The 13868-nt window shown below is 40.1% G+C and carries 13 protein-coding genes; 9 read left to right on the top strand and 4 right to left on the bottom strand.

What is annotated here, in order from left to right; all coding sequences use genetic code 11:
• Window positions 1-38: 38 nt before the first annotated feature.
• The gene (pepQ, locus tag NF865_RS07365; RefSeq protein ID WP_253305615.1) at window positions 39-1082 is read right to left on the bottom strand and encodes a Xaa-Pro dipeptidase PepQ; all 1044 of its coding nucleotides are present in this window, start codon (window positions 1080-1082) and stop codon (window positions 39-41) included.
• 104 nt (window positions 1083-1186) lie between these two features.
• Between pepQ and NF865_RS07360 the strand changes: the two genes are divergently transcribed.
• Window positions 1187-1594, top strand: coding sequence for an RNA-binding domain-containing protein (locus NF865_RS07360; protein ID WP_253305614.1), 408 nt, complete (start codon window positions 1187-1189; stop codon window positions 1592-1594).
• Here NF865_RS07360 and hflX read toward each other — a convergent pair whose 3' ends face one another.
• From hflX to NF865_RS07345, 3 genes are all read right to left on the bottom strand, one after another.
• On the bottom strand, window positions 1595-2869 hold the full coding sequence (gene hflX / locus NF865_RS07355) for a GTPase HflX (RefSeq protein WP_253304105.1): 1275 nt from the start codon (window positions 2867-2869) through the stop codon (window positions 1595-1597).
• Between the two features lie 172 nt (window positions 2870-3041).
• Window positions 3042-4121, bottom strand: coding sequence for a hypothetical protein (locus NF865_RS07350; protein WP_253304104.1), 1080 nt, complete (start codon window positions 4119-4121; stop codon window positions 3042-3044).
• 27 nt (window positions 4122-4148) lie between these two features.
• On the bottom strand, window positions 4149-5069 hold the full coding sequence (locus NF865_RS07345; RefSeq protein WP_253304103.1) for a hypothetical protein: 921 nt from the start codon (window positions 5067-5069) through the stop codon (window positions 4149-4151).
• A gap of 810 nt (window positions 5070-5879) precedes the next feature.
• Between NF865_RS07345 and NF865_RS07340 the strand changes: the two genes are divergently transcribed.
• From NF865_RS07340 to NF865_RS07305, 8 genes are all read left to right on the top strand, one after another.
• The gene (locus tag NF865_RS07340; RefSeq protein WP_253304102.1) at window positions 5880-7589 is read left to right on the top strand and encodes a PTS system mannose/fructose/sorbose family transporter subunit IID; all 1710 of its coding nucleotides are present in this window, start codon (window positions 5880-5882) and stop codon (window positions 7587-7589) included.
• 97 nt (window positions 7590-7686) lie between these two features.
• Entirely contained in the window at window positions 7687-8088 is a 402-nt protein-coding gene (locus NF865_RS07335) for a PTS sugar transporter subunit IIA (protein WP_253304101.1), read from the top strand.
• A gap of 10 nt (window positions 8089-8098) precedes the next feature.
• On the top strand, window positions 8099-8371 hold the full coding sequence (locus NF865_RS07330; RefSeq protein ID WP_253304100.1) for an HPr family phosphocarrier protein: 273 nt from the start codon (window positions 8099-8101) through the stop codon (window positions 8369-8371).
• Window positions 8372-8382: 11 nt separating this feature from the next.
• Complete coding sequence (locus NF865_RS07325; RefSeq protein ID WP_253304099.1) at window positions 8383-8883, top strand: PTS sugar transporter subunit IIB; 501 nt, start codon at window positions 8383-8385, stop codon at window positions 8881-8883.
• 131 nt (window positions 8884-9014) lie between these two features.
• A complete protein-coding gene (locus tag NF865_RS07320; RefSeq protein ID WP_253304098.1) occupies window positions 9015-10619 on the top strand; it encodes an SIS domain-containing protein in 1605 nt (534 codons plus the stop codon).
• A 19-nt stretch (window positions 10620-10638) separates the two neighbouring features.
• A complete protein-coding gene (locus tag NF865_RS07315) occupies window positions 10639-11376 on the top strand; it encodes an SIS domain-containing protein (RefSeq protein WP_253304097.1) in 738 nt (245 codons plus the stop codon).
• A gap of 11 nt (window positions 11377-11387) precedes the next feature.
• Window positions 11388-12557 carry an N-acetylglucosamine-6-phosphate deacetylase gene (gene nagA, locus NF865_RS07310; RefSeq protein ID WP_253304096.1) on the top strand — a complete coding sequence of 390 codons (1170 nt, stop codon included), beginning with the start codon at window positions 11388-11390 and terminating at the stop codon, window positions 12555-12557.
• A gap of 26 nt (window positions 12558-12583) precedes the next feature.
• The gene (locus NF865_RS07305; RefSeq protein ID WP_253304095.1) at window positions 12584-13816 is read left to right on the top strand and encodes a neutral/alkaline non-lysosomal ceramidase N-terminal domain-containing protein; all 1233 of its coding nucleotides are present in this window, start codon (window positions 12584-12586) and stop codon (window positions 13814-13816) included.
• Window positions 13817-13868: the final 52 nt, after the last annotated feature.

Below are 13868 nucleotides of genomic sequence, written 5' to 3'. Positions count from 1 at the left end.
TTCAAGAGAGAAGAAAAGAATTTAAAGCGGTAGAAAAGTCAAATAAGCTCTCTATCGGTCTTTGTTAACCTTTTCGCACCATTCTTTGTGATAACTATGGTATCTTCAATTCTGACGCCGCCGAACTTTGGAATGTAGATGCCCGGCTCTATGGTTACTACCATACCCTCTTTTAACACCGTCTCATCGTACTGAGAGACCCTTGGCCACTCGTGAACCTGAAGCCCTACTCCGTGTCCGAGTGAGTGGATGAACTTGTCGCCATAGCCGTACTCCTCTATTATCTTTCTTGCAACGCTATCGAGCTCTTTTGCAGTCATTCCAGGCCTTGCAGCTTCAACGGCCTTTTTCTGTGCCTCAAGGACTATTTCGTAAATTTCCTTCTGCTTCTCGTTTGGGCTTCCCACTACTATTGTCCTCGTTATGTCAGAGTTGTAGTGCCTGTAAAGGGCTCCTAAATCCATGACCACGAGGTCGCCTTTTTCTATTCTCTTGTCGCTCGCAACTCCGTGCGGCAGGGCAGAGCGATAGCCGCTTGCGATTATAGTGTCAAAGGCTGGCTTTTCAGCGCCTTCCATTTTCATTACGTATTCAACCTTGGTTGCAACTTCTCTCTCCCGCTTTCCTTCGCTTATCTCTTCTATGGCCGTCATTACGCCTATATCTGCTAATCTGCATGCATCTTCGATTATCTTTATTTCCTCTTCGCTTTTTACCATTCTGAGCTCCTTTATTACATCATCTAAGAGCTTAAACTCCTTGATGCCTGCTTTCTCCTTTAGGGTGTTGTTGAAGGATAAGCTCATTGTGCCTTCAACTGCGAGTGATTTAAAGCGCTTAAGGTACTCGTATAGCTCGTCCATCTTTTTGAACTTCTCAACGCTAACGCTGGCTTCTTCTTTTGCCTGCTCATACTCAAGCTCTGGGACAAGTAGGGTTTCTTCTTCTGGGGTTACCACGAGGTATCCACCCACGAGCGGTGCGGTGTTTGTGAAATAGAAGAGATTTGGGGCGCTTGTTATTAAAGCGGCATCGACCTCGTTCTCCTCCAGATATTTCTTTATGCTTTCAATTCTTCCCATGTATTTCACCAAAGTTAAATGGCTTTCATTATAGATAAAATGGTTTCGGTGAATAGGGTGGAAAACTTCAAAAACCCCACACTTAAGTATCACAGGTGATGAGGATGTTTGAGGAAGTTGAAGTTGAAGCTTACGTTTACCCCACTGAGGACATAGAGAAGGTTAAGAGGGCTATGCTTAACTTAGTCTCACCTCTCGAGTTCGAGGCATTTGACAAAGGAGAGTACATCATTTTAGTCGGAAGGACAAGGGACAAGAGAGCACTTCAAAGACTATATGAGCTCTTTAGAGGGCAGCAGATTCTCGATACAGCGAGGGCAATGCTGGAGGAAGGGTACTTCGGAGAAGAGATAATAATCAAGGTGCACAAGCAGGTCGCATACGTTGGCAAGGTCAACTTTAACGAAGAGTCCCCTCTCGGCCCAATAACGATAACAATAAGGACAAAAGACCCGCAAAGGCTTATGAAGTGGCTAGCTCCGAGAACAAAAGATGGAGTGCCAATAGAGTAATCAGCTCGGATGCCTCAGCTCTATCCCCATTTTTGTCAGGCTTTTTATCATTCCAACCTGAATGTAAGCTGAGATCCTCGTTGTCTCGCCGTATTTTACGTCAATTACCTCGCCAATGGAGTTTATTAGTGCCATCACTTTGGGCACTTTCTCTTTTTCCCTAACAAGGATTTCAAAGAGCTTGTATTTTGGAAGCGTGAACATCAAGTTCTCAAGAGCGCTGTAGAGCTCCTCCAAATCTCTTTCTTTTGCAGACACGGAAACTATCCCGCTTATGGTTATTCCCTTCCTGTTGACTAGCTCCTCAATTGCTCTCTTTTTGTCTGAGATGTCTTCCTCGCTCGTGAGGTCTTTCTTGTTTAGGACAACCAAAATGGGCTTGTCGAGGGCTTTAAGCTCCTTTAAGACCTCTATAGATGCTAGGAACTTCCTCTTTATCTCTTTCCAGGGTTCGCTCGAATCCAAAACGAGAAGGACAATGTCAGCTCTCACTATCTCTTCTAATGTAGAGTGGAACGCTTCAACTATAAACGGAGGGAGGTCATCTATAAATCCAACGGTATCCGTCACTAGCGCTCTTTTTCCGTTTATTGTAAACCTCCTTGTGGTCGTGTCGAGGGTGGTGAACATCTGCGTCTTTGCTTCTATGTTTTCATCTGCGAGGGCATTTAAGAGGGTGGACTTTCCGGCGTTGGTGTAGCCAGCCAAGGCAACAAGAATAAAACCCACTTCTTCCCTTCTCTTCCTTTTTACCTCTCTGTCTGCCTTAACCTTTTCCAGCTCTTTCCTTATTTTGCCCATTCTATAACGAATGTGCTTCAGATACTGCTGCGTCTGGTATTCACCCATACCTTTAAAACCTGCCCTATCTCCGAGCTTGATTCTCCTAATTGCTTCCTTTACGAGGGGCAGCTCGTATTGGAGGTTTGCAAGCTCGACCTGGAGCTTGGCCTCCTTTGAGTGTGCTCTCTTCTCGAATATCTCAAGAACGAGCTGCCATTTGTCAATTACATCAATTCTAAGCTCTTTAGTTATGTTGAATGACTGGGAAGGTGTCAGAGGATTTGCAAATATTACCCTATCCGGATTGAGCTCTTTTATCAGCTCCTTTACCTCTTGGAGCTTTCCAGGACCGATGTTGTATTTTGGATGCTCCTCTCTAACCTGTTCAACTATTGCGAGAATCTCGTAGCCGGCACTCCTCAAAAGCTCTTCAAACTCCTCTCTATTGACCCTTTTATTCGGGGAGTGCCTTATTATTCCAATAGCCTTCATCGGAATGAGCTAAAGGTTTGGGGTTTATATTCTTTTGGCTTCATGATCAATACCTCGTGAAAAAATAAAAAGCGAATATCAGCAATGGCAAAAATCCGGGAGGCTTTAACTTCATTAGCCAATGCTCACTCTCCATACGTAAATTCCTTTAGTTCCTTCTCCAATTACCCATTTATCCCAGACCAATATCTTTACCAACCGTTTTTTTTGTTTTCCAGCACTTAAACCCCTTGAAATCGCAGACACAGATGCCTTTGGCTTCCCGAAACAAGCCGGATCTCTTTATGTCAGTATAGGCAAAGGCCATTAAATCGTTTTTTGCAGCCTTAACTCCTTTTATTAAAGATGGGGTCTTCAGCCCCATGGAGACTGGCGAAGCTGTAATCCTCTTGAGCGTTCCATTAAAATCAATAACATAGACTCTGCCGGTGTAGCCTATAGCGTATAAATCATCACGAGCCTTCATTCCGGCGACAGCCCAATCATAGAACTTTCCATCATACCTGCCGAGGTCAATGTGCCACTTAAGGGGACCGTTGAGAGAAAACGCATAAATATCGCCGCCGGCGATGGTGGTTCCTCCGGGCTCTGTGCCTCCGGTTGAAAAGAACAGGGTATCATTGGAATATTCAAAGTCGCTGATTGCATAATTTGTGGTCAAATTCCACATAAAACTCCCATTTTTGTCGAGAACCACTGCAGAGCCCTTGGCAAAGACCTCATTAGTTTCAAATGTTAAAATGTATCCCTTCGGGAATGTATAAACCATCGGATAAGAGCCCGGAGGTGTTCTAAAGGAATAAACCGAGCAGTTCTGGGTGCAGACATGATATTCAATAACATCAAAAATATACTTCCCTCTGACGGGATGAATAGTGGAATAGAGTGAGAAATTTCCAAAGCTGACACCGAACACCAGCTCAGCCGAATCAATCCCTTCGGGAATATTAAGCTCAGCAGTTGTAAAGTCCTCTAAGTTAATGTTTAAGAGCCTAAAGCTGCTTACCGCTGAGATCGTATTCCCTACGAGAAATGCTTTGCTTGTATTGGGAAATTCTTTAAGAACTTGGCCATTTGTTACGTTGAGGATTAACAAGGTGTTGTCCTTAAGAACTGCAACCTTCCCATTCCAGACGCCGATCAGAGAAGCATTCTCGTAACTCCAGCTGTAGCTTCGATATTCATGCGAAATAAAAAGTGCCAAAATTAGAAGTAAAGAAACAGCAACCAAAAGCGTCTTTGAGGGCTTCACTTCTTTTCACCTCTCGACTTTTACTCCTTAAGGTGCTATGATTTTGTAAGTCTTAACGGTGCCATCCCTGAATTTTACATAGATCGTTCTACCTTCAATTCTTACGTTTCTGGGAGTTTTATCGAGCTTTTTACAGGCCATCTTGATTAAATGGCCACTCGTAAAGACACACAGTCCATTCTTCCAGTCCCCCACTTCATTCGCAAGGAAGTAAGCAACAGCGACATATTTGTCATTGGCATCAACCCAGAAGCCCGCACCTAGAGCACTGCTATCGATGCTCGCAACGCGGGCTTTTCTGGCTTCATAACCCCTAACAAGGTACAAATCTCCGTTGGTCTTAACCCACAACATTCTGGCATCAACCCAAGTTGCCACGAAATAGTACCTATCTCCAAGGATTTTAATATCCGAGATTCTAGAGCCCCTTGAGATGTCAGGACAGAATTTATACGTCAAATTCCCGGTGGCGGTGTTTATCTTATATATGCACGACTTTATGCTTAGTTCAAAACTTCCGCGCTTTACGAGAAGTAAAGAATTGTCCTCATAATGTTTGGGTAGAACAAGACCCTCAAACTTTTTTCTCCACTTTTCACTTAAATTGTAATCCAAGAACACCATCGGGGTATCACTAAGGTCATCGCCCGGAGAGTATGCATACAGCAGAATCCCATCCGGAAGACAGAGGTATGAGCCTTTAACGCCTTTGAGCGTGTAATTAACCAATACAGTGTTGTCTTTAAGGAGGTGGAACGTAACGTTATTCAATCCGGACTCGACAAACAGGGATTTAGTCTTGATTGTGAAGGGGCAGTACTTTGGAAGAGATTTGTCTTCATCAAAGCTAACACCGGTAGGTTCGTCTGTCTCAATAATTACCCCCTTGGGAAGAAAATAAAAGGCCAAGAGTAAAATAACAATAAAGATAGCTTTTCGTCTGTTCATTCGCTATCCCTCATCCAAATTCTATTATCCAATATTCTTTATCCCTAGCAACAAATGCAAAGTTTTGCGATGCTCAATTGTTATTCAACTCTACATTTGCCCCAAGTAGAGATGCTCACCATACAATATGCAAACGTAATATAAAAACCTTTTGCACAAATAACTCATACTGCGAAGACAAGTAGTGAGAACAGTTACTTGAATAATGGAAGCAACTGAAAGGTTCTTCTGACCAAATTATAAAGTAATGCTAAGACTCAGGGTATTTAATTCAATGTATGTAAAGGCCGGTGCTTTATCTCCTTAAAAATTCTTTGTCAGATTATGCTGAAATATCTTAGAGCCAATTGGCAGACTGTGGGGGCTAAAAAAGGTTAATCGGGTAGTCTTTTCTGTGTATCTCAAGGTCACCAACTCTTTCTGATTTACTGATTCTTAAACATGTTGAAATTATTGATGCTGATGAAAACTATGAAAATACTCATAACCTAGAGGGACTAGGTTATCATATGTATTCGATTTGGAGAACCAGTTATGTTGAATGAAGAAGGCGTTGTGTTTAATAATTCTTATACCCTATCGTATTTGTTTGTTCAATGTTCATTATTGAAGCGCATTAGTTACTAATGATAACCATGTCTCATATTTTATGAAAATCCCCGATAATGCCTCAAAATTTGCTATAGTGCTATCCAAAATCTTAAAACCGAAAAATATTTAAAGAAAGCGCCATAATTATTTCTTGCAAGCCTCTACTCGGCTGACTACTGTTTGATATGTCTTGGTTAAAAACTACTAGAGGGGGTAATTATGAAACGAGAAAACGGTAAAGAAAGGGCAATTTTGATAGGACTGATAGTGTTTTTTGCCCTCTTAATGTCTCCAGCGGTGAAAGCGGCAGGTGGAGGAAGTGCTACTATCACATTTGGCCAGGTACTTGCAACAACAATTCTTGTTATGATAGCAGTCTTTGAGTTCTTAGGTTTCAGGCCAATTGGAATAGGAGAGCCTCTTGTCATTGGTGCACTTACAGGAATAATTGTTGGAATTCCAAAAACAGCTCTAGTTTTATCAGCTTTGCTTCAACTAGTATATTTGGGTATGTACCCAATAGGGGGTGCAGCTGCCCCAGACGCTACTGTTGCTACAGTTGTTGCAGTATTTTTCGCAAAGATTCTTGGTTATACCTCAGTAGATCCATCTCAGCTTTCATCTCTTATAGCATTTGCAGTTCCAATCGGTATCCTTTCGATGTATTTAGAAGTCTTGCTAGCAAGAACAGGATGTACCCCGTATGCCCACTTAGCGGATAAGGTAATAGAACAAGGAAATGTAGATCGACTTCAACTTATAGTAACACTTGGAACATTTCAGTGGGCTCTTTCAAAAGCAATTCCTATCTTATTGTTTGGAATTTTGGGAGCTTCGGAAGGAGCAGTTGAAACAATAAGATCTTTTGTGCAAAATGCTACAGTTGCAAAGGTAATGGACGCACTTGGCGTTGCTGGAGCAATGATGCCAGCTATTGGTCTTGCATACCTAATGAAACTTATGTTCGACAGGTCAATGATACCTTGGTTTATCTTTGGTTACATTCTAGCTGCATATCTAAATATGCCAATTCTTGGAATTGCACTAATGATTATCGCACTAGCTCTCGCACTTAAGGCCGATGCTGTTAAATCCGTATTTGAATCTGTAGGTGAAGAAAATGTAGATACCAGTAAGTCTATTCTTTCCAAGAAGGATCTTTTGAAAACATACTTAAAAATTGCCTTCATGAGCCAGTGGGCATGGAACTACGAAAGAATGCAGGGACAAGCTTATGCTAATATTATGAAAGGTATAGAAAAGAAACTGAGAAAAACAAAGGAAGAACTTGTTGAATGGATGAAAATGCACAATGAATTCTTCAATACTAATCCAGCGATGATACCATTCGTTGTTGGACTTGATGCTTCTCTTGAAGAAAAGGGAGCAGATATAGACACAATAAGATCTATTAAAACAATGCTGATGGGACCATTAGCTGGTCTTGGAGATGGATTATTCTGGTTTACATGGAGACCGATAGCATTTGGTTTAGGAGCATCCTTGGCACTCAACGGAAGCTCACTTGGACCAATTCTTGCAGTAATTCTCTGGTTTGGACTGATAGTCCCAGTTACGTGGAAGCTTCTTAACATGGGATACAAGTATGGTGAAAGAGTAGTTGGAATTCTTCAAAGTGGTCAGTTTGAAGTCATAAGAGAGATTGGAGCAATGCTTGCAATAGGCATAATCGGAGCGCTTGGAGTCACTTATATAAACATTCATACTCCCGTTACCATAACATTCCAAAGCGGAGAAGCATTTAAGTTGCAAGAAGCAATTGACATGATACTTCCAAGGCTTCTACCACTTGCGACATTACTTGGAACTTATCAACTTTACAGAAAGGGTGTTACTCCAGGAAAAGCTTTAGTAATAATCTTCGTTGTTGGTTTCGTACTTGGTCTCGTAGGCTTTTTGAGTGTGTAGTCTTTTTAAGTCTCTTTATCTTTTATAATTCTCTTTGATATTGGGTTAGTCTGAAAATAAGAAAAGAAAAAATAAGAAAAACAAGAGAGGTGAAAATATGAACAAGAGGATAATAATAATGGGACATGGGCCTTTCCCCTCAGCACTTAAGGAAAGTGCAAAAATGCTTTTGGGAAAAGTTGCAGAAAATATAGTTGCAATAGAGCTCTATCCCCAAGATACTGCAGAGAAAATAAAACAAAAACTAGAAGACACACTACAAGCAACCGAAGAAGCACTTATTTTTGCAGATATCCTTGGGGGTACTCCTTCAAGGGTTATTGCTGAAGTTGTTTTAGCTTCTAATAAGAAGTACGAGGTTGTTTCAGGTGTAAATTTACCAATGGTCCTTCAAGCATTGATTGATCTTAATGAAAAGGACGTTAAAACTCTTGCTAGAGAGATTGCAGTTCAAGGAAAGGGCTCAATTGTAGTGCTTTCAGAAAGGTTTTCTGAGTGAGGGATGAACTATGCTTGAAGCTAAACTTAAAATAAAAAATAAAACTGGATTGCATGCGAGACCAGCAGCAATGTTTGTCGAAACTGCTAGAAAATTTAAGTCGGAGATTACCATACTTAAAGGGAACAACTCAGCCAATGCAAAAAACATTCTTCAAGTTTTGGCGTTGGGTATTGAATATGGAGACGAAATTATATTAAGAGTAAGTGGGGAAGATGAAAGTGATGCACTAAAAGAACTTGTACATCTTGTGGAGGAGGTATTACCACAAGAGGATAATTAGGGGGGATATGAATGCCTATAAAACTAATAAGAATAGACGATAGGTATATTCATGGACAAGTAACGGTTGGTTGGGTAAGTGCTTATGGAATACAAGAGATCTGGTTAGTAGATGACAAATTGGCAACAAATGAATTTTTGAAAAAAATTCAACTCGCAATGGCCCCACCAGGAAAGAAAGTAGAGATTATTACAATTCAAGAGGCAATAGAAAAACTCAAAAACAAAAACTATGATGCTTCGAAGAACATAATGATAATCTTTGCCACGCCAGAGTCATGTAGAAAAGTTCTCGAAAATGTACGTATAAATGATGTAGACTGGATTAACGTCGGACAATCAGGGTGGAAAGAGGGAAAAATAGTTGTTACAAAGAACTTTTCAGTTGACGAGAAAGACGTTGAAGAATTTAAAAAGCTTGTGGACCTAGGATATCGGTTAGTTTACCAAATGCTTCCAGACGAAAAACCTCAGGATTTCTATGAGCTCCTAAAGAGGAAAGGTCTAACATAATTATTACTCTCTTTCATTACACTCCCTTATATTAATTATCTGGAGGAATTGAAATGCTGGGAGCAATTGTTCTATGCATAGATTGCTCGGAACAACAAAGAAATATACTTGAACAACACGTCCTTAGATTAATGCCGAAGTTTGATCTTATCACTTGGAACAAAAATAACTACATCTCTATTGGATCCACTAATCTCAAAGAAATGCCTCCTGGAACGAATTTTTTACTGAATACAAACAAATATGAAACTGGGATAAATTCAAGTTTTATTATCAGAAAAGAAGAAAGTACTGCAATAACTGCTATTGAAGGACTTCCAAAGACGCCCCTTAAAGAACTCTCAGAAAAACTCTGGCAGATTTTCCAAAGTACGGGTTCTGAAAATGACTTTGCCAAAAGGTTAAAAGATGCTTTAAGTCGTGAAACTGGCGCATTCTCAATTGTCGGTTACTTTAAAGAAAGGGAAGAAGAATTTTTAATAGCCTTTTCGACATATAGAGACATATTTATTGATCAAAATGGAGAAAGTGTTTTTTTAACTACGATTAACGAGCTAGCTCCAGAAGAAGTTTATAGGCTCCCGCCGAATTCTTTAGCATTTTGGTCGTCACAAAAGCGAACGTTTGTAGGAACCAAGAAAAAAACGAGAATAAGTCGACAATTTAAACACCGTATGATAAGGGAAATTTATGAGACCCCGTACGTTTTAAAGAGAACATACTTCCTTAAAGATTACCCGTCTATACAGCTGGCAACGGAAATGATTAGAAATACTGAAAGAATATGGGTAGTTGGGAGTGGTTCTTCTCTAAACGGAGGGCTTGAACTCCAGTATTTCCTCCCAGAACTTGATATAATTGCGATTCCTGCATTTGAATTTAAACTACACAAGCTTTCATCCCTTGATAAAGACGACACAGTAGTAGCAATAACACAATCTGGTAACACGTGGGGAGTTCTAGAAGTTGTAAAGGAATCCAAAAAAGGAGGGGCAAATGTAATATCGATTACAAATAATCCGTCCTTGGGTAAGGTAACAAAGTATTCAGATGTTATCATTCCAATATTGGCTGGATATGAAGCAGCAATTCCTGCTACAAAAAGCTTTACAGGGACTTTAGGAGTTCTCTATCTGCTAGCTCTAACTTCCAGGAAAAAGCTTGGCTTGATTAATGACAATGAAATGGAAAAGCGATTACAGAACTTTTCAGATTTCACGAACAAATTACCTGATATACTTCCCCAGTATGAAACCTCAGCAAAAACAATTGCAAAATACCTCTCTAACTTGAGAGGCGGGTACATAATATCTGCTGGAATGACATATCCCATAGCTGTCGAAGGTGCTCTCAAGCTAAAAGAAGCAGCGTACTCCCATGCTGAACCCATTGAGCTTGAAGAGTACCTTCACGGCCCCAGCGCAGCCCTTTCTGAGGATATGTATAATATAGTAATACAACCATGCGAAGAATTTGCAAAGAAACGATTCCTTCAGAAGTTTGAAAAATTCCATGAAAATCTAGGCCATTTTGTTGTAATTGGGGCAACTCAAGAGGTTCAGAAAAAGGCCAAAAACACTGAAAACATTTCTCTTGTAAATATTGATTATTCCGACACAATGCTATATCCCTTCCACGCCGTACTGTTTGTTCAACTCCTCTCTTACTGGCTTGGGGTGTATAACAACACCCCAATAGATTTCCCCCGAGGTTTGGTAAAAATGGTTGAGAAATAACTAACAGGAGGTATGAAAAATGGAACTTTTGGATGAAGCCTATTCGGTTGTTAACTCCCTATTGGAAAGGGTGAAAGAGGAAGAGAAAGAAAATATTGAAAACGCAGCCAAAATACTAGCAAAGTCTCTAGAAAAGGGCGGGATATTGCATGTAATTGGGGCTGGCCACTCGGCAATAATTGGTGAAGAGCTCTCCTATAGAGCTGGAGGACTAGTTCCTGTAAACCCAATAATGGATACTGACATAAACGTTTACCACGGAGCCTTTAAGTCAACAGAAATGGAACATGTAGAAGGATATGCAGAAATAGTGTTGAAAGCGATGGGTGTCCAAAAAGATGATACAGTACTGGTAGTATCTACTTCTGGGGTTAACGTGTTTCCCGTAGAGACCGCTATAAAAGCAAAATCTATTGGATGCCCAGTTATTGCAATAACATCTGTGGAATATTCTAGAAGCTTAGCTCCTAGAAACAAGTATAACAAACGACTCTTTGAAGTAGCTGATGTTGTTATAGACAATAAAGTTCCAAGAGGAGACGCCATATTACAGATCCCGGGATTCAAGATGAAAATTTTCCCGGTATCCACTATTACTGGGGCATTTATAGCCCAATCAATCGTCGCTTTAGCAATTAAAGAACTAGTTGAGAAAGGAATTGAGCCTCCTGTATTCCTAAGTGCACACCTACCTGGCGCCAAAGAGCACAATTCTAAAGTAATTGAGAGATATAGGGCTCGTTTAAAATATCTATAGGGGGTGAGAATATGTCGAAAGTAATTTTAACCAATGCAAGAGTAATAACTCCCTTTGAAGAAATTTATCCCGGAACTGTAGAGATTGAAAACGGAATAATAAAAAAGGTTTACGAAGGGAGGACTTCTGGCGGAGAGAACTTAGAGGGTAAGATAGTTGCTCCCGGATTCATTGACGTGCATACTCATGGGATAGGGGGATTTGATGTCACATACAGTGCTATGGGAGGATCGGAGCAAGAAGTTGAAGAAACTCTAATCAAAATGAGCGAGAAGTATTTAACGCACGGGGTGGTATACTTTCTTCCCACTACTGTGACAGCTTCTCATGAAGTCCTTTTGACGGCGGCTAAGGGAGTTAAAAATGCAGTCAGTTATCAAAAGGATCAACTAACAGGAGCAAAGATTGGGGGATTACATTTAGAAGGACCTTATATAAATAAGGAAAAGAAAGGAGCCCAAAATCCAGAGTTTATTCGTCTTCCCAACATCCAAGAGCTTAAAGAATACTGGAAGGCTTCTGAAGGCAACATAAAAACTATAACAATTGCTCCAGAATTGGAAGGAGCACTAGAGTTCATCCAGTACGCAAGAAGGCTAGGAGTCTCTGTGTCTTTAGGGCATACAAATGCTACGTATGAAGAGGCAAAAGCCGCAATATATGCGGGGGCAAACAGAGCGAGTCATTTATATAATGCCATGAGACCCATAAATCACAGGGATCCTGGAGTAATTGCGGCGGCACTAGAAAGCCCGCAGGTGTATGTGGAATTAATAACAGACTTAATCCACCTCTCCCCAGAGATTATCAAATTTACTGTAAACCACACAGGAATTGAAAGGGTTGTCGTAATTACTGATTCGATTATTGCAACCGATTTACCTGATGGAGAGTATTCTCTAGGAGGGTTGAAAGTAATAGTCAAAGATGGAATTTGTCGCTTAGAGGATGGCACACTCGCGGGGAGTACCCTAACTATGGACAAAGCCTTGAGAAACTTGATTCAAACAGGATTTTCTCTAAAAGACGCCATTAGAGCTATGACATATAATCCGGCAAGAGCTATAGAACTTCACAAAAGTGGAGCGATATTACCAGGGTATTCAGCTGATCTAGTTATTTTGGACGAGGATCTGAATGTGGACTCAGTATACATAAATGGAAAAAATATGTTGAGTTGAACAAGAAGCATACCTGGTGAGAAATAATGAAGATTGGTTGGGCAAAAGTTGATATAACGCCTGAAAACCCAATGCCTCTAGCAGGGTATGCACTTAGAACTGGAAGAAGTAGTGACATCTTAGATAGGATCTACGGGAGGATATTATATATTGATTCTGTAGTTATAATTGCTCTAGATCTACTTATTGTCGATGAAAAACTTCGAGAAGAGATAGCACTGAAAGTAAGCAAAGAACTTGGGATTCCAGAAAGCAACGTGATAGTAACTGCAACGCACACTCATTCAGCTCCGGAGTCATCTTTAAGTTTTTTAACAAATTTGTGGGGAATAGAGGACGAAAGAGAAATAATAAAAAATTACCAAGAATTTATAATTACACGTCTAGCTGAGGCATTAAAGAAAATAAACTTTGACAACACATCGCTTTTTGCGGGAAAAGCAATAATTGAAGGGGTCTCATCAAACAGGATTGATCCAAATGGAATAGTTGACAAAGAGTCTGTATTCTTATTTGATTCAAAAAAGAAAACCATAGCTTTGAACTTCTCTTGCCATCCAACAGTTCTTCCTTACTCAAACAATAAGATTTCTGGTGATTTAGCTGGTGCAATTTCAAGACTTTTTGAAAAAGAGTTCAATGTAGCGCTCTTTCTCAATGGAGCTGCTGGAAACGTAAGTACAAGATTTACTAGAAAATCCCAGAAATATGAAGAAGTGAATAGACTAGCGAAGCTTTTCTTTTCTCAAGTGAAAAACAAGCTCAATAGTTGTGAGAAACTTACGGGTGATGTGGATTTAACGTGGAAAAAACTTAAAGTTAAACCCAAACAACCACCAAGCAGGACAAAAATCGAAGATTTTGAAGCAGAGCTCCTTGCAAAGCTAAATCAAAGTAACATTTCCTCCCAAGAGCGCAGGATAATTGAAAACAACCTCTTAGGAGTTCAGATTTTAAAAAAGATTTCAGAGTATCTCAAAAAAATCAATGTGATAAACTTCAATATTGCAAAGCTTACTATAGGAGAAAATTTTGTTGCATTATTTACACCAGCGGAAATGTTCGTTGAATACCAGATCACAGCTAAGCGAATTTCCCCCTACAAGTATACGATGTTTGTTGGATATGCAAATGGGTACACTGCTTATATACCCTTTGAACCTCTCAAGGAGGACACCTATGAAGTAGCCGTTTCAATCGTAGATCCCTCAGAATACCAAAGAATAAAAGGAACTATAGAGAAGCTCTTGACAAAGTGATGTTTGCGATATGGATAAATCTTAAATACTTATGATAACCAAGTATATATGG

Origin of the sequence: Thermococcus aggregans, from assembly GCF_024022995.1 — an archaeon.
Lineage (GTDB): Archaea > Methanobacteriota_B > Thermococci > Thermococcales > Thermococcaceae > Thermococcus_A > Thermococcus_A aggregans.
Note: the sequence above shows the minus strand (reverse complement) of the source record. Positions and strands in the feature narration are given on the sequence as shown.